Here is a 15,778-nt window from a genome sequence, read left to right as displayed (position 1 = left end):
GGGAGGTGTTTCGACGGCATTTCCGCCGCGTAAGAGTTCATTGCGTGAGGTCGACACGGGTGCCGACGCCACGTTCCAGCGCGCTGTCGATCAGCAGCCGCACGGTCGCCAGGTCCTGCAGGCCCACGCCCATCGAGTTGAACAGGGTGATCTGCTCGCGTGACGTACGCCCCGGCCTGGTGCCCACCAGGACCTCGCCGAGCTCGTCGGAGACGTGCGAGCGCTCGACCACCCCCTCCGCGAGGGGGATGACGACGTCGCCCGACTCGTGCAGCGCCGACGAGCGGCTGTCCACGATCACGCGCGAGCGCGCGATGCCCTCCGAGTCGATCTCGCGATGGTCGGGGCGCGGCGGTGCGCCGACGGCGTTGACGTGCAGCCCTTCGTGGAACCAGGCGCCGCGCACGAGGGGTTCGCGTGAGGGGGTGAGCGTGCACACCACGTCGGACGCGGCGATCACCTTCTCGGGGTCCGGCATGACGTCGGCTCCCGTGGCGGCGGCGAAGGCCCGGGCGGTCGCCGGGTTCCTGCTCCACACCACGACCCGCTCGATCGCAAGCACGGCGCGAAGGGCCGCCAGATGGGCGTGCGCGAGCGCTCCGGCTCCGATCAGACCGAGGGTGCGGCTGTCAGGCCTGGCAAGGGCGGCCGTCGCGACCGCGGTGGCCGCCGCCGTGCGGAAGCGGGTTACCGTCGAACCGTCCACGACGGCCGCGCACCCTCCGTCGGCGGCCGAGACCGCCAGGATGGTCGAGCGCTGCGCCCCCGGCAGGTCCGTCAGCAGCTTCACACTCGCCAGCCCGGCCGTGGCGGAGGCGGCGGCCATCGGGACGAACGCCGCCGGCGAGCCGGGCAGCCGCATCACCGGGGGCGTGGGCAGGGCCGCCAGCCCCCGGGCGAGGTCGGCATGCGCCCGCCGCACCGCGTCGATCACCTCCGGCATGCCGATGAGGGTCTGGACATCGGAACGGGTGAGGATCAGGGTCATCAACGGCTCTCTAGACGGGTCAGGGTCATCAACGGCTCTCTCGGTGGAACGGCACGGTCAGCCCCGCGGGTGCGCGGCTGCTGCCCACCAGCCCGCTCACGGCCACCAGGGCGATCAGGTACGGCGACATGACCAGCACGGCCGTCGGCAGGTGCAGCCCGAGCAGCGGTGCGGTGAACTGCAGGGCCTGCGCGATCCCGAAGAACAGGCAGGCCAGGGCGGTGGGCCAGGCTCGCCAGCGGCCGGCGATCACCGCGACGACGGCCAGGTAGCCGACCCCGGCGGTGAGGTTGTCGGTGAAGGCGTGCACCTCGGCCAGCGCGAGCTGCGCCCCGGCCAGGGCGGAGGTGAGCCCGGTGAGCAGCACCACGCCGTAGCGGATGGCCGCGACGGGCAGTCCTGTGCGGTCGGCGGCCACGGCGTCGGCGCCCGCGGCGTCGACGGCCAGGCCGTAGCCGGTGCGCCGCGACAGCAGCAGGCCGATCGCCGCCACGACGGCCAGGCCGGCGCAGCCCAGCACGGTCAGCGGTCCGAGCACCGGTTCGAAGCCGGGCACGGAGCGCCCGTCGGTGAAGAACAGCCGGGCGCCGTAGGTGGTGCCGCCGAGCGCCAGGGCGTTGGCGGCGATGCCGGTGACGATCTGGTCGGCCCTGAGGGTCACGCTCAGCACCGCCTGCAGCAGCGCCGCCAGCAGCCCGGCGGCCAGGGCGAACCCGACGCCCGCCCACGGGCTCCCGGTCATCGACGCGCCGACCGCGCCGGCGAAGGCGCCGGTCAGCATCATGCCCTCGACGCTCAGGTTGAGCACTCCGGCTCGCTCGCTGACCAGCTCTCCTGCGGAGGCCAGCAGGAGCGGTACGGCCAGCCGTACGCCGCCTTCCGCCAGCTCGACGAATGCGCTCATGACGTCCTCCGCAGAATCACCGCTCCGGCGATGAAGATGGTCAGCAGGCTCTGCACGATCTGCACCGACGAGGCGGGCACCCCGGCGGCGAGCTGCAGGTTCATGCCGCCCGACGCCAGCAGGCCGAACAGCAGGGCGACGCCGGCGACGGCCGCCAGGGAGCCGCGCGCGAGCAGTCCCACGACGAGGCCGGCGAAGCCGTAACCGGAGGAGAAGCTCTCGGCCAGCACGAACGGCGTGGTGGCGACGAGCGCGCCCCCGGCCATGCCGGCCAGCCCTCCCGCGGAGGTCAGCGACCAGAACTGCAGGCGCCGTACGGGCAGGCCGAGCCGCGCCGCGGCCGTCACCGAGTGGCCGACGGCGGTGAGCCTGGTGCCGGTGGCCGTACGGCGGAGCAGGACGGCGACGGCCACGGCGGCCACGGCCGCGATGAGGAAGGCGATCGTGGCGGGGGAGCCCTCCAGCCCGAGCAGCGGCAGCCTGGCTCCTTCGATCAGCGGTTCCGACTGCGGCAGCGTCTGGCTGGAGGTGACCGGCTGACGCAGCAGCCCTTCCTCGTGCACGACGAGCAGCACCATGGCCAGGCCCACGAAGTTCAGCAGCAGCGTGGTGATGACCTCGCTGGTGCCCCGCGACACCTTCAGCCAGGCGGCGATCGCGGCCCAGGCGCCACCGGCGGCGAAGGCCACGAGCAGGACCAGGGGGAGCGCCACGAGGGTGGGCGTCGCGTCGGGCAGGGAGACGCCGGCGAAGGCCGCGGCGATGCCGCCCGCGCAGAGCTGGCCCTCGCCGCCGACGTTCACCAGGCCGGCGCGGTGGGCGACGGTGAAGCCGGTGGCGATGAGCCCGAGCGCGGCGGCGGTGTTGAGTGAGCTGCCGATGGCGTAGGCGCTGCCGAACATGCCCTCCCAGAGCGCGGCGCCCGCCTGCAGGGGGGAGGCGCCGCCGCCCAGCGCCAGCAGGGCTCCGGCGAGCAGGGCGGCCAAGGCGGCTCCGCCGTACACGACGAAGGCGTTGGTTCTCATGCGGCGGCTCCCACCATCAGGCGGCCGATCTCGTCGCGGGCCTGCGGCGCGGCGGCGGGGACCGGCCCGAGCAGGCGGCCGCGGTAGGCGACCACGATGCGGTGGCACAGGGCCAGCAGCTCGGAGAGCTCGCTGGAGATCACCAGGACGGCTGCTCCGGCCTGCGCCGCGGAGCGGATGCGGCCGAGGACGGCGTCGACCGCGCCGATGTCGAGGCCGCGGGTGGGCTGGGCGGCGACCAGGCAGACGAGCGGGTCGAGCGCCAGCTCGCGGGCGACGACGACCTTCTGCTGGTTGCCTCCCGACAGCGTGCTCATCCTCGCCGACGGCCCCGTGGCGCGGATGCCGTGCTCCTCGATGACCCGCGCCGCGGCCTCGTGCAGGGCCGAGCGGTCGAGCAGGCCGCGCCGCGCGAACTCCGACAGCCGCGGCAGGAACAGGTTCTCGGCGATCGACATGGCGGGCACGCAGCCCTCGTGGTGGCGGTCCTCGGGGATGATGCCGAGCCCGGCGGCGGTGCGCCCGCGCGGCGTGGCGAAGGTCAGATCGTGCTCGCCCAGCAGGAAGCTGCCGGAGCCGGGCGGCACGGCCCCGCTGAGCACCGTGACCAGTTCGCTCTGGCCGTTGCCCTCCACCCCGGCCACGCCGACGATCTCGCCGGGGGCGATCTCCAGGTTGACGCCGTCGAGGGCGAGGGTGCCGTCGGCGCGGCTCAGGGTGAGCCCCTGCGCGCGGAAGACCGGTTCCGCGGTGATCCGTGCGGCTTCGCGGGAGGTCGCGCTCTCGTCCACGCTCGCGACGAGCAACGGGTCGAGGTCGCTCATCGGCCGGCCGACCATCAGCTCGACGAGGTCCTCCGCGCCGAATCCGGCCAGCGGCCCGGCGCCCGCGACGGTGCCGCCGCGAAGGATCGTGGCGCTGTCGCCCGCGCGCGTGACCTCGCCGAGCTTGTGGGTGACGAGCACCACGGCCTTGCCCGCCTCGGCGATGCGGCGGCAGGTGGCCAGCAGGGCGTCCACGTCGGCGGGTCCGAGCACGGCGGTGGGCTCGTCGAGCAGGAGCAGGCGCGGGTCGCGCAGCAGGCACTTGATGATCTCGGCCTGCTGCCGCACGCCGACCGGCACGTGTCCGGCGAGCTCGTCGAGCGGGACGCTCAGGCCGTACGTCTCCTCGATGCGTGCCAGGCCCTCGTGGAGCTCGCGCCTGCGCGGGCGCAGCCGGGCGCCTGCGGCCAGCAGGAGGTTCTCGGCGATCGTGAGGGTGGGGACGAGGCTGAAGTGCTGGTGCACCATGGCGACCCCGGCGGCCAGCGCGTCGGTGGGACGGGAGGGCCGGTACGGCTCGCCGTACAGGGTCATCGTGCCGCGCTCCAGCGAGACGCCGCCGTTGACCAGGTTGCAGAGGGTGGACTTGCCCGCGCCGTTCTCGCCCAGCACGCAGTGCACCTCGCCCGCCTGGACGGTGAGGGAGACACCCGACAGGGCGCGGACGGGGCCGAAGGACTTGGCTACGTCATGGAGTTCGAGTGCAGGGATCACGGCCGTTCCTTAGTGGTATGCCACTAAGGTGACCGTGATCCGATTCGTGCGAATTACCGGGATGTTTCCAGGAGGAAACGGGAACCTACAGCCCGAAATCCGCCAGTGTGTAAGCGGATCGGTATGCCACACCCTCCTCGGCCATGCGCCCCGCCGCGCCCCGCTCGACGATGGTGGCCACCGCCACGACCTCGGCGCCCGCCTCGCGCGCCGCCTCCACCGCCGTCAGCGGCGAGCCGCCCGTGGTCGAGGTGTCCTCCACGATCAGCACGCGGCGCCCCGAGATGTCGGGACCCTCGATGCGCCGCTGCATGCCGTGCTGCTTGGCGGCCTTCCTGACCACGAAGGCGTCAAGCGTGCGGCCGCGCGCGGCGGCGGCGTGGAGCATCGAGGTGGCCACCGGGTCGGCGCCCAGCGTGAGCCCGCCCACGGCGTCGAAGCCGAGGTCCTCGGTCAGGTCGAGCATCACCCGGCCGACCAGCGGCGCGGCGACCCCGTCGAGGGTGATGCGACGCAGGTCGAGGTACCAGTCGGACTCCAGGCCTGATGAGAGGATCACCTTGCCGTGGACGACGGCCTTCTTCTGGATCTCGGCCAGCAGGTTCTCGCGATCGGTCATGCCCTTCAGCGTAGTGACCTCAGCATCTTCAGGGCCTCCTCGTACCTGCCCGGCAGCCGCAGCACCCGCACGCGCATGCCGTGCAGCAGCCTGACCCGCGCCGACAGGGAACGCGAGTGCGGCGTGAGCGCGCCCACGCGGGCCGACCCGAGCAGTGCCAGCGTCTGCCCGCCGGGAAAGACCGAGCGCAGCTGTTCGGCCAGGTTGAACGTGGCCGCCAGGCGCTCGGCCAGCTCCTCTCCCCTCCGCAGCGGCTCGGCGACCACGAGCCGGTGCCTGCCCGCCGTCGCGCCCCGATACAGCTCGGCCAGCCGGGTGCGCAGGTAGGCGACGGTCACCAGGCCGGTCAGCGGATCCTCGCAGGACAGCTCCGCCATGGGCGCGAAGGTCGCCTCCGTCCATCCGGCGGCGAACGAGCGCAGCGCCTCGAACGGCGGCTCCAGGCCCAAGGACGCGTAGAGCGCCGCCAGATCGGTCATGCCCTCGGCGATGCCCACCCCCGCACGGGCGCGGGCATCGCCGAGGGCGAGACAGGCGCGGACGACGTCGTGGCCCCTCAGCACGGCCTCGCCCGCCTGTTCGACCGCCGGAACCCACCAGTCCCCGGGCATGGACCATCCGGCCCGCATGCTCCGTTTGCGCCACCTGGCACGAAGTGACCCCGGGGTGTCCTCGTTCATCTCTCCTCCGAACCTTCTAAGAGCAAAGACGCGACTTCGGTTTAGTCATGACGCGAAATGCGGAATGATTCGCCAGGCAACCCCGCGTAATCGTGAGGTCACTATGAGTGCAGAATCGCCGCAAAGCGATGCGGATCTCCTTGAATCGGTGAGAACCGGAAACGCCGCTGCCTACGGCGAGCTCTACCAGCGCCACGTTGCCGCAGCCCGGGCCCTGGCCCGCCAGATGGTGAAGGGAGACGCCGAGGTCGAGGACGTCGTCGCCGAGTCCTTCACCAAGATCCTCGACCTGGTCGGCAGGGGAGGCGGCCCCGAGGCGGGCTTCCGGCCCTACCTGCTGACGGTCGTGCGCCGCACGGTCTACGACCGCAGCCGGGTGGAGTCGCGTGCCGTGACGACGGGCGAGATCGAGCTGTTCGACCCCGGCGTGCCCTTCGTGGACCCGGCACTGAGCGGCCTCGAGCAGTCGATGATCGCCAAGGCGTTCCTGTCGCTGCCCGACCGCTGGCGCGCCGTCCTGTGGCACACCGAGGTCGAGAACGCCAAGCCCGCCGACGTCGCGCCCCTGCTCGGCCTGTCGGCCAACGGCGTGGCCGCCCTCGCCTACCGTGCCCGCGAAGGCCTGCGCCAGGCCTACCTGCAGATGCACCTGGCCGCCGCGCCGCAGCAGGCCTGCCGGCCGGTGATCAGCAAGATGGGCGCCCACGTGCGCGGCGGCCTGGCCCGCCGCGACTCCCGCGTGGTCGACGAGCACATGGGCAACTGCGCGGAATGCCGCTCGGTCTTCCTGGAGCTGACCGACGTCAACCGCGGCCTGCGCGTCGTCGTCGGCCCCCTGTTCGCGGGCCCCGTCTTCGCCGCCTACGCCGCGACGGTCGCCAAGGGAGGCAGTGTCGCCGGCGGGGCGGGCGCCCTGCGCCAGCTCGGCAAGCTGCGCCACCTGCGCAGGCTCCCCAAGCACCAGCAGGCGGCGGTCGCGGGAGGCACCGCTGCGGCCGTGGCCGCAGCGGCCGTGCTGATGCTGGTCTCCGGCGAGGAGAAGGCGCGCAAGTCGCCGCCCCAGGCACTCGCGCCCTCGGTCAGCCACCTGCCGCCGCCTCCAGTCGTCGAGCAGCAGGAGGTGGAGCCCACGCCGGTGCCTCCGACGATCACCCCGACCGTCGCGCCGCCGCCACGCGCGCGGACCGGCGCGGCCCGGCTGAGCGCCACCATCGACCCGCTCGGATCGCTGGTCCGCGCGCATCCCGGCATCGTGGGCGTACGGCTGCGCAACGAGGGTCACGGCGCGAGCAAGCCGGTCGTGGCCGACGTGGACCTGCCGCCTGGAGTGGCCCTGGTGCCCGCAGCCCACCGGGGCCAGGGCGTGGCCGCGGTCGCCCCGGTCGGCACCGCCGACGGCTGGTCCTGCCGGCCGCGCGTGGGCGGCGCCAGATGCGCGCGCGGCCCCCTGGCCGCAGGGCGGGCCACCGCCGTCTTCCTCAGGGTCGTCGTCGACGCCCACGCCCCCGCGGGCGTCGCGCCCGCAGTGCGCATCCAGTCGGGCGACCAGCAGGTCAGAGCACGGGCCATGGCCGGGGTACGGCAGGCGGGCGCGCCCGCCCGCTTCGCCACCGACGGCAAGGTGGTCGTGCGCGCCGTGGGCAACTCGCTGCTCAGCTGTGCCGGCGACCGCGACGGCTGCGGCAACGCCCTGGCGCGCAAGGGCGACAGGCGCGACAACGATCTGTGGACCATGCGCTCCCGCGACGACGACCAGGTGGACACCACCAAGGTCTCCAGCGGCGCCCGGCTCCAGCTGCCCCGGGCCGGCCAGGTGGTCTGGGCGGGTCTGTACTGGTCCGCGGCATCGGCCGGGGGTGGGCCGATCAAGTTCCGGGCACCCGGACGCAAGGACTATCTGAACATCAGGCCGGAGGAGGTCCTCGTGCGAGACCTTCCCTCCGGACCCGGCTATCAGGCTTACGCCGATGTGACGGCGCTGGTGGCCAACGCGTCCAAGCGGAAGGGGATGTGGTGGGCGGCGGACATGCCGATGCGGGAGGGAGTCTCGCAGTACGCCGGCTGGAGCCTGGTGGTCATCGCCACCGATCCCGCCCAGCCGTACAGCCAGGCGGTCGTCATGGACACGGCGACGGTGGTGGGCGGGCAGAACGGCATGATCGCCCTGCCGCTGGGCGGCCTGCACGCCACGGCCACCCCGGCCAGGGCCGAGCTCGTCACCTGGGAGGGCGACGCCGACCTCGGCGGCGACCGGGTCTCGCTGGGCGACGGGCCGCTGACGCCGCGCGGAGGCGACCGCGACCGTGACAATGTCTTCGACAGTTCGGCCAACGGAGCGGAAGGGCTGACGTTCGGCGTGGACGTCGATACTGTCGAAGCAACGCTCGGAACGGATCCGATGCTCAGACTCGCCACCAAGAAGGACGTCGTGCTCTTCGGGGTGGCCGCGGTGAGCGTGCCCGCACGCTCATGACACTCGTGACCAAATACGGACAAACTGGTACGGTCTCCGGGAATGGTCGTCAGAGGTGAATCGCCCGGATTAGCCCTCGCGCGATCACCTGCTTGATTACCCTGATAAAGGGCCGCCGAGTCCGGCTCTGACGGTGCAGAGCCAGATATGTCGGGCCACCAAGAAAGGGGCGGATTCGCGTGGATCGCTGCGCGCTGTTCGTGGACGCTGGCTATCTGCTGGCCGACGGCGCGATGGCCGTGCACGGCACCCGCCATCGCGAGGCCGTCGCCTGGGACTATCCAGGACTGCTGCAACTGCTGTCCAACCTGTCGCGCGAACGCACCGGGCTGCCCCTGCTCCGGTGCTACTGGTACGAGGCCACCGTCGAAGGCCGTCGCACCCCGGAGCACGACGCCCTGGCGGACATCCCCGGCCTGAAGCTGCGCCTGTCGCGCATCCGCCCAGGCCGCCGCGAGGGCGTCGACGCGCAGGTCCACCGCGACCTGATGACGCTGGCCCGCAACAGCGCCATCTGCGACGCCGTCGTGGTCAGCGGCGACGAAGACCTGACCCAGGTCGTCTGCGACGCGCAGGACCTGGGCATCCGCGTGACCGTCGTGCACATCACCGCCGAGGGCAGCTGGGCCGTCTCGCGCTCGCTGCGCCAGGAGGGCGACGACCTCATCGAGATCGGCGGCGGGCACCTGCGGCCCTACGTCTCCCTCGTCACCGGGGTGCCCGAGCCCACCAACGGCCACCAGCCCGTGAGCAACGGCCAGGCCGCCGCCCACTCCCTGTCCGCGCCGCTGCCGCAGGTCGCGCCGCCGCCTCCGCCTCCCGCCTCCTCCGCGCAGATCGCCAACGCGCCCACGCAGAACCAGCCGCTGCCCTCCGTGCAGCCGCCCGCCCCGGCCAGCCCGCCGCGCTCGCACGCCGCCCCGCCCGCGCTGCCCGCCTACCCCAGCTACACGCCGGAGCCCCCGTCGGCCCCGCAGCCGACGCCGGGCGTCTCCACCGGGCAGTTCGCCACGCCCTCCAGCGCCGGCACCTACCAGCCGGGCGCGCACGGCGCCTACACCGGGCCCCAGGCCGCCCCGATCTCGCCGCCCGCCGCCGCCAACGCACCGGCGACGACGCTCGCCGACGCGGTCAAGGCCGCCCACCGCGAAGGCCACGACTTCGGCGAGTCCGTCGCCCGCGACGCGCCCGCGCTGTGGCTGGAGGCGGTGCTGGCACGCAAGCCGCGCATGCCCTCCGACCTGGAGGCGCGCCTGCTCCAGGGGTCGTCGCTGCCCATCGACTTCCTGCTGCACGACGAGGTGCGCCACGCCCTCCGCCGCGGGTTCTGGGACGCCCTGGAGCGCGCCCGCCGCTGAGCCGCCGACATACCGGCGACATACCGTGCACTCCTTAATCTGTCGTCCCTATGGCGAGAGACTTCGGGGCGTTCGCCTTCCGCGCCGGGCCTGACCTGGCGAAGGCGGCCTACCTCCTCACCGGCGACGAGCAGCAGGCGCTTCGCCTGGTACGGCACGCGCTCGTCGTCGTCGGCAGCCGGTGGCGCTTACACCAGCACGCGCCCGTCTCGATGGCCAGGCTGGCGCTGTACAGGAAGGCCCTGGCCGACGGCGTGGCGAGGGAGCGGGTGGCGGCCGTGGCCTACGGTCGTGACCACGTGTCACGCGACGACCTGCGGGTGAGCGAGGTCGACGAGGCGCCGCCGCTGCCCGCGGGTGATCCTCCGGAGTTCGACCTCACCGCCACCGTGCGATCCGTGCGCCGTGCCGTCGTGGGCAGGAGGCTGATCAGGGCCGGCCTCGCTCTGACCGTGCTGGCCGCCGTGGTGGCGGGCTACCTGGGCCTGACCCGGCCGGACCCGGCGGTCGTCGCCTCGGGCGGCTTCACCTTCACCAGGAGCGGGGAGCTGCTGACCGAGGTCGATCGCGGCTGGATGCACACGGAGACGGACGGCCCCGGCGGCTTCAGCGTCGACTTCGCCCTGCCGTACAAGGAGTGGACGGCCTGGAAACCCCCGGTGATGCCTGGCACGATCCGCTACGCCGCGCCCCTGGCCTGCCCCGGCGGGCCCGACGACCCGCCGGAGAAGCCGGGCGACATCGTGTGCGCCGGTTGGGGACTCATGATCGACACCTACCCGACGTACGCCGCCCTCCTCGGCACCCGGACGTGCCTCAGCCTCGAATGCGCCGCGGGCACGGTGATCGGCGACGCGGCCGTCCAGGTCAGAAGCGAGGGGATCCTGTCATGGACGCCCTCCGTTGCGCTCAGCCGTGACGGCCGGCAGGTCGCGTACCTGGACGCGCTCCGCCGCCGCTGGGTGGTGGCCGGCCTGGACGGTCGCGGGCCCCGCGACATCAGCCCCGTGCTCACCGCCGGTGAACTGGCTCAGCCCTCGACGGCCACGTTCTCCGCCGACGGCCTTCACGTCGTCGTCCGCGTCGACGCCTCGCGGGCGGCGCACCTTACCGACGTGGAGACCGGGCGGACGACACCTGCCGACTACGACTGCGGCGAGGGCTCCGCCACCTTCCCCTCGTGCGTGGACGCGCGGCAGGCCGTGTTCGCCGACTACTCACCCGACGGACGTCACCTCGCCAGGGCGGGCTCAGGCGAGGTCACCGTGAGGGATGCGGCTACCAGGCGGGACGTGGCACAGCACATGATCCCCGCGTGGACGAGCGCGCGGATCGCCGGCTGGATCGACGACGGGCGAGTCCTGGTCCACCTGGCGGCGACGGGCGCGGACCGCCCCTTCGGCTACTTCTCCCTCGACGCCCGCACCGGCGCGCTCACGCCCGTGGCCGAGCTCCCCGCCGAGCTCGACCCGCACCGGGCCGTCATCGGGGTCGTCGGCTGAGTGCGGTCTACGCACCGTTGAGTGCGACGGCGAGGCTGGAGGCCGCGAGCACGAGCGCGGCGGATGTTCCGGCGTACCGCTCCGGCCTGCTCCGGGACACCGCGTTGGGGATGACGCTGAGTGCGGCGAATCCGAACACGGCCCAGGTGCCGATGCCTGCGACGGGCTCCGCCACGACGTCGATCCAGCCTGCACGGTCGAGGACCACGCCCGCGAACGCGACATAGAGCACCACGGCGATGCCGCTGCCGATGCGCAGCGGTCCCGGCAGAACCCGGTGCTGCCCGCCCCACGCGAGGCTCCCCCATGGCGCGCCGAACGCGAGCGCCAGTTGGAGGACCGACAGCACGGCGAGGGCGGCGACGAAGAGGACAGGCGCCAGCTCGTTCATGATCGTCCTCCAGGGGCGAGACGCATCGCTAAGGAGAGACGATATGTCGCGTTATGCGCCTAGGTCAAGATATATCGCGTTTACCCCTCAAGGATTGAGCGGCGCCGGCATGCCGTTGGCGAACAGTTGCGCGTCGACCTGGTCGAGGGCGACACGCAGCGCGCCGAGGGCGACGCTGTCGGCGCCCAGGTGGGATGCCCTGATCTCGGGCACCCGCAGGCACAGGCGGCCCAGCTCCTGCTCCAGGGGATCGATGAGCAGGTCGGCCGAGCGGGAGTAGCCGCCGCCGAGGATGACGACCTGGGGGTCGAGGGCCAGGACGAGGGCGGCGGCGCCGACGGCCAGGTCCTTGACGTAACGGCGCAGCGCGGTCCGGGCGTCGCGGTCGCCCGAGCGGGCGTGCTCGAAGACCCAGGCGGCCTTGTCGTTGGGGTGGATGTCGCCGGGCACCCCCGGACAGTTCTCGATGTGCGAGGGCGCGGACTCCCACCTGACCGCCTTGAGAGCGCCGATCTCGCCGGCCGCTCCGCCGTACCCGCGGCGTAGGGTGCCGTCGAGGATGAGCCCGGCGCCGGTGCGCATGCCCGCGAGAAGGTAGACGATGTCGTCGGCGTCCTGGGCGGCGCCCTGCCAGCGCTCGGCGACGGCGGCGAGTTTGCAGTCGTTCTCGACGAGGATCGGGCAGCTGAACCGGGCGGCGAGGTGCTCGGCGGGGGAGACGGTGCCCCAGCCGGGCAGCGGGGTGAACAGGGTGGTGCGGCCGGTGGCGTCGACGGGGCCGGTCACGCCGACGGTCACCGCCCAGATCTGGTCGGGCCGCATGCCGGCGGCCGACAGGCACTGCGTGATGGCGGTGTCGACGGCCTGGAGCCGCGCGTCAGGGTCGGCGTCAGGGGAGACCGGCAGGCGATGGCTGTGCAGGACCTGGCCTTCGAGGTCGGCGAGCAGGATGAGGATCTTGTGGCCGCCGACGTCGACGCCGAGCACGTGGCCGGCGCCGGCGTTGAAGCGGTAGCGGCGGGCCGGGCGGCCCACCGTGCTGCCGTCGGGTTCCACGACCTTGACCCAGCCGTCGGTGACGAGGCCGCGGACCACGACGTCGGTCCCCGGCCGCGACAGGCCGATCCGGCCGGCGAGCTCGGTGACGGTGGCGGGCGGCTGACCCCGCATCGCCCGGACGATGTTGAGCGAGTTGAGTTCGCGGAGCCTGCTGACATCGGCCCCGGCCACCTCGGCCACCCCGTACCCCCAATTATGCTTCGGCGAAGCGAAATTCTAGCGGCTCCTCAGGAGATCGGATACTGCCGTGCCGGGTCCAGCGCGGCGGTGAAATCGACGACACGGCCGTCGATGGCGAACCTGTACCGCGCCTCCTGGACGATCTCCGGCTGCTCCGCGAGGTAGGCCGCCAGATGGCCGAGCTCGTCGGGACTGAGCCAGGAAGGCGGGTCGGAGACGGCCTTGAACCCGCAGATGGAGGCCAGGTCCTTCAGCCAGTCCTTCTGGGTGTCGGTGAGCAGGTTGAGGCGGCTGCGGAAGTAGACGATGTCGGGATCGACCTGCAGCAGGGGCGACTGCCACAGCCGGTGCAGCGTGTTCACGACCGCGTTGTAGGCCATGGCGTCCGAGGGGTCGTCGCTGGCGTAGTTGGTCCAGAGGGGCGCGACGTCGGGGCCGCTGCGCAACCCGTCGATCAGTCCGAGCGAGGGAAGCAGCAGGCCACCGCTGCCCAGCAGGTAGACCTCGGGGCCCGCGACGCGCCTGATCAGCGCGAGCCCGTCCCGGTAGGCCTGCTCGCGAGGCGTGCCCGAGTGCCGGACACCGGGGATCGCACCGGCGTTGATGAAGTCGATCTTGAGGTAGGTGAAGCCCCACTCGTGCACGACGCGATGGATCAGCCGGGTGAGGTGTTCCTGGACGCCGGGGTGGGTGAGGTCCAGGGCCCAGTAGGAGGTGCCCCAGTTGTGACCCGCGACGACCGGCCGGCCCTCGGCGTCACGCAGCAGGTACTCGGGGTGCTCGCGGGCCGTGCGCGAGGTGGGCAGCACGATGAACGGCGCCAGCCACAGCCCGGGGACCATGCCCGCGGCGCTGATCCGTTCGGTCAGGGCACGCATGCCGGAGGGGAACTTGTCATTGGGCTCCCAGTCGCCGACGGCCTGCTCCCAGCCGTCGTCGACCTGGACGACGTCGTACGGCAGGCCGGCCAGCCCGGCGATGTCCTTGTTCAGGAGCTGCTCGGTGACACCCTCGTAGTAGGCGTACCAGGTGCACCACACGTTGCCCGCCCGCCGCTCGCTGCCGCCGATCCGTTCGGCCAGCAGGCCGGCGTAGCGGGCGAAGACCTCGGCCTCGGAGCCGTAGGCCAGGAACCAGGACGCGCCGTCCTCCTCGCACCAGCCGGCGAGGGTGTCGTGGTCGGCCGCGAGCCTGGGGGTGCCCAGTCCGAGAGAGCCCAGCAGCAGTACGCGGCCGTCGGCGCCCTGCAGCGCCGCCACGGCCGAGGAGTGATGGCGGGACGGGTCGTCCCATCCGGTGTCGTCCGCGGTCAGGCGCCGCTCCGGGTTGGCGATCCGCAGCGGGGGCTCGCTGAGCCTGCGCCAACCGCACGGGCTCCAGGAGTTCTGGCCGTGGCGGTAGAACAGGGCGTCGGCGAGGCCGTGCAGGATCGCGACCCGGCCCGGCGGCAGCACGACACCGCCGGTCACGGGAATCACGGGCTCGGAACCGGCGAGCTCGACCGCGAAGTCACGGCCGGCCAGGTTGACGAGCAGGGGCATGGTTCTCCTTCGAGCAGAGCGGCGGTGACCGTACGGCGGGAACGCACCTGGCGGATCCCGCCGGACGGGGCAGACAGTGGAACGATCAGCCGAACAGGCCGTTGACCTGCTGGTTGGCCTTCTGCAGGGCCTCAGCGGGCTCGATCTGGCCGAGGATGACCGCCTGCAGGGAGTCCTGCACGATCTGGCTGATCTCCGTGCCGTGTTCGGTGATGGGCAGCAGGAACGTGCCGCCGGGGGTCTTGGTGTAGTCGACGTAGACCTGCACGTCGCGGCCCTTCGCCTTGTGGGCGGCCAATGCCTTCTCGGTCGCGGTCTTGATCGCCGGGAAGACCACGGCATTCCCGCCCACCACGTCCTGGCAGGCGCTCGATCCGAGGTACTTCACCCACTTCCACGCGGCGTCCTTGTTCTTGGTGCCCGCCCAGATCGCGTCCGACAGGCCGTTGATCGCGCTCTTGCGGCTGCCGACCGGGCCGACGGGCAGCGGGGCGAGCGCGAACTTCTGCTCGGCGCCCTCACCCAGGTAGGTGTTGATGGTCCAGGAGCCGGCGATCGTCAGCGCGGCCTTGCCGGAGTTCATCACCGCGTCGATGCCGAGCGTCGACTGCTTGTCGAAGCGCGGCGCGAACCCCTTGTCGGTCAGCGCCTTGTACCAGGCGATGGTCTCGATCAGCTTGGGGTCGTCGTACTTGTACTGGGTGCCCCATGGGTTCTTGTCGAGGTAGGTCCAGCCGTTGGCGGCGGCCAGCTCGCCCCAGCCGTTCTGGCCCTGGGAGCCGTCGTTCCACTCGGGCTGGTAGCCGTAGACCTTGACGTTGTCCTTGTCGAAGGCCGGGTCGAGGCCGTTGCGGCCCTTGTCGTCGACGGTGAGCTTGGCGATGACCTGCTCGAAGCTGCCGCCGTCCTGCGGGTTCCACGTGAGCTCGGCCAGTTCCTCGGGCTTGACGCCTGCCTTGGCGAGCATGTCGCTGTTGTAGACCACCGCCTCGGTGTCCCAGTCCTTGGGCAGGCCGTAGCGCTTGCCGTCCTTGGTCCACAGGTCGGCCAGGCCGTCCTGGTACTGGGTGAGATCGACCTTCTCGGAGTCGACGTAGGGCTGGATGTCGAGGATCTGCTGGCTGGAGACGAACTGCGGGTAGTACGAGACCTGGTTGGTCCACACGTCCGGCGCCTCGCCGGCGGCCAGCTGGGTGGTCAGGTTCTGCCAGTACTGCGCCCAGGCCGTCTGGGTGATCTTGACGGTGATGCCCGGGTTCGCGGCGGCGAAAGCGTCGGCGCAGGCCTGATATGAGGCGAGCTGGTTGTCGTCCCACAGCCAGTAGTTGAGCGTGACCTGCTCGCTGCCGCCCGCGGCGGGGGCGGGCGTCTCGGAACTGCTGCACGCGGTGAGCGCGGAGCTCGCCAGCAGCCCGGACAGCAGCGCGGTGCCGACCCGCTTCCTTGTGTTCATCGAGGTGCCTCTTCCTGGGGGATGGGGCCGGAGAAAGTTCCCTCTTGCCCTTGGTGGCTCTCTCGAA

13 protein-coding genes are annotated in these 15,778 nt (G+C 72.3%); 3 read left to right on the top strand and 10 right to left on the bottom strand.

What is annotated here, in order from left to right; genetic code table 11:
* Window positions 1–37: 37 nt before the first annotated feature.
* From HNR30_RS14280 to HNR30_RS14255, 6 genes are all read right to left on the bottom strand, one after another.
* Window positions 38–988, bottom strand: coding sequence for an ornithine cyclodeaminase family protein (locus HNR30_RS14280; RefSeq protein WP_181610327.1), 951 nt, complete (start codon window positions 986–988; stop codon window positions 38–40).
* A gap of 28 nt (window positions 989–1,016) precedes the next feature.
* Window positions 1,017–1,892 (bottom strand): ABC transporter permease, encoded by an 876-nt coding sequence (locus HNR30_RS14275; protein WP_181610326.1) that lies wholly within the window; start codon window positions 1,890–1,892, stop codon window positions 1,017–1,019.
* On the bottom strand, window positions 1,889–2,917 hold the full coding sequence (locus HNR30_RS14270; RefSeq protein ID WP_181610325.1) for an ABC transporter permease: 1,029 nt from the start codon (window positions 2,915–2,917) through the stop codon (window positions 1,889–1,891). The genes HNR30_RS14275 and HNR30_RS14270 overlap by 4 nt, the downstream gene beginning before the upstream one ends.
* Window positions 2,914–4,455, bottom strand: a complete 1,542-nt coding sequence (locus HNR30_RS14265; protein ID WP_181610324.1) for an ABC transporter ATP-binding protein — start codon at window positions 4,453–4,455, stop codon at window positions 2,914–2,916. The genes HNR30_RS14270 and HNR30_RS14265 overlap by 4 nt, the downstream gene beginning before the upstream one ends.
* Before the next feature lie 85 nt (window positions 4,456–4,540).
* Window positions 4,541–5,074, bottom strand: a complete 534-nt coding sequence (gene pyrE / locus HNR30_RS14260) for an orotate phosphoribosyltransferase (RefSeq protein WP_181610323.1) — start codon at window positions 5,072–5,074, stop codon at window positions 4,541–4,543.
* A gap of 5 nt (window positions 5,075–5,079) precedes the next feature.
* On the bottom strand, window positions 5,080–5,754 hold the full coding sequence (locus HNR30_RS14255; RefSeq protein ID WP_181610322.1) for a hypothetical protein: 675 nt from the start codon (window positions 5,752–5,754) through the stop codon (window positions 5,080–5,082).
* Between the two features lie 148 nt (window positions 5,755–5,902).
* On the opposite strand from HNR30_RS14255, the gene HNR30_RS14250 reads away from it, so the two are divergent.
* The 3 genes from HNR30_RS14250 to HNR30_RS14240 all read left to right on the top strand — a co-directional run bounded on the left by HNR30_RS14250 (window position 5,903) and on the right by HNR30_RS14240 (window position 11,087).
* A complete protein-coding gene (locus HNR30_RS14250; RefSeq protein WP_181610321.1) occupies window positions 5,903–8,227 on the top strand; it encodes a sigma-70 family RNA polymerase sigma factor in 2,325 nt (774 codons plus the stop codon).
* A 179-nt stretch (window positions 8,228–8,406) separates the two neighbouring features.
* Window positions 8,407–9,585 (top strand): NYN domain-containing protein, encoded by a 1,179-nt coding sequence (locus HNR30_RS14245; RefSeq protein WP_181610320.1) that lies wholly within the window; start codon window positions 8,407–8,409, stop codon window positions 9,583–9,585.
* Between the two features lie 50 nt (window positions 9,586–9,635).
* Window positions 9,636–11,087, top strand: a complete 1,452-nt coding sequence (locus HNR30_RS14240) for a SigE family RNA polymerase sigma factor (protein ID WP_181610319.1) — start codon at window positions 9,636–9,638, stop codon at window positions 11,085–11,087.
* Between the two features lie 7 nt (window positions 11,088–11,094).
* Here HNR30_RS14240 and HNR30_RS14235 read toward each other — a convergent pair whose 3' ends face one another.
* The 4 genes from HNR30_RS14235 to HNR30_RS14220 form a co-directional block, all read right to left on the bottom strand.
* A complete protein-coding gene (locus HNR30_RS14235) occupies window positions 11,095–11,478 on the bottom strand; it encodes a hypothetical protein (protein WP_181610318.1) in 384 nt (127 codons plus the stop codon).
* Between the two features lie 87 nt (window positions 11,479–11,565).
* Complete coding sequence (locus tag HNR30_RS14230; RefSeq protein ID WP_220133577.1) at window positions 11,566–12,708, bottom strand: ROK family transcriptional regulator; 1,143 nt, start codon at window positions 12,706–12,708, stop codon at window positions 11,566–11,568.
* Window positions 12,709–12,764: 56 nt separating this feature from the next.
* The gene (locus tag HNR30_RS14225; protein ID WP_181610316.1) at window positions 12,765–14,258 is read right to left on the bottom strand and encodes a glycoside hydrolase family 36 protein; all 1,494 of its coding nucleotides are present in this window, start codon (window positions 14,256–14,258) and stop codon (window positions 12,765–12,767) included.
* Window positions 14,259–14,343: 85 nt separating this feature from the next.
* Window positions 14,344–15,711, bottom strand: coding sequence for an ABC transporter substrate-binding protein (locus HNR30_RS14220; RefSeq protein WP_181610315.1), 1,368 nt, complete (start codon window positions 15,709–15,711; stop codon window positions 14,344–14,346).
* Window positions 15,712–15,778: the final 67 nt, after the last annotated feature.

This window comes from Nonomuraea soli, assembly GCF_013761175.1.
Lineage (GTDB): Bacteria > Actinomycetota > Actinomycetes > Streptosporangiales > Streptosporangiaceae > Nonomuraea > Nonomuraea soli.
This window is presented reverse-complemented; position numbering and strand designations above follow the sequence as displayed.

Coding starts and splice junctions, on each gene's coding strand:
- HNR30_RS14255 (WP_181610322.1), bottom strand. CDS start 5,754: ATGAACGAGGACACCCCGGGGTCACTTCGTGCCAGGTGGCGCAAACGG.
- HNR30_RS14275 (WP_181610326.1), bottom strand. CDS start 1,892: ATGAGCGCATTCGTCGAGCTGGCGGAAGGCGGCGTACGGCTGGCCGTA.
- HNR30_RS14220 (WP_181610315.1), bottom strand. CDS start 15,711: ATGAACACAAGGAAGCGGGTCGGCACCGCGCTGCTGTCCGGGCTGCTG.
- HNR30_RS14235 (WP_181610318.1), bottom strand. CDS start 11,478: ATGAACGAGCTGGCGCCTGTCCTCTTCGTCGCCGCCCTCGCCGTGCTG.
- HNR30_RS14225 (WP_181610316.1), bottom strand. CDS start 14,258: ATGCCCCTGCTCGTCAACCTGGCCGGCCGTGACTTCGCGGTCGAGCTC.
- HNR30_RS14280 (WP_181610327.1), bottom strand. CDS start 988: ATGACCCTGATCCTCACCCGTTCCGATGTCCAGACCCTCATCGGCATG.
- HNR30_RS14240 (WP_181610319.1), top strand. CDS start 9,636: ATGGCGAGAGACTTCGGGGCGTTCGCCTTCCGCGCCGGGCCTGACCTG.
- HNR30_RS14270 (WP_181610325.1), bottom strand. CDS start 2,917: ATGAGAACCAACGCCTTCGTCGTGTACGGCGGAGCCGCCTTGGCCGCC.
- pyrE (WP_181610323.1), bottom strand. CDS start 5,074: ATGACCGATCGCGAGAACCTGCTGGCCGAGATCCAGAAGAAGGCCGTC.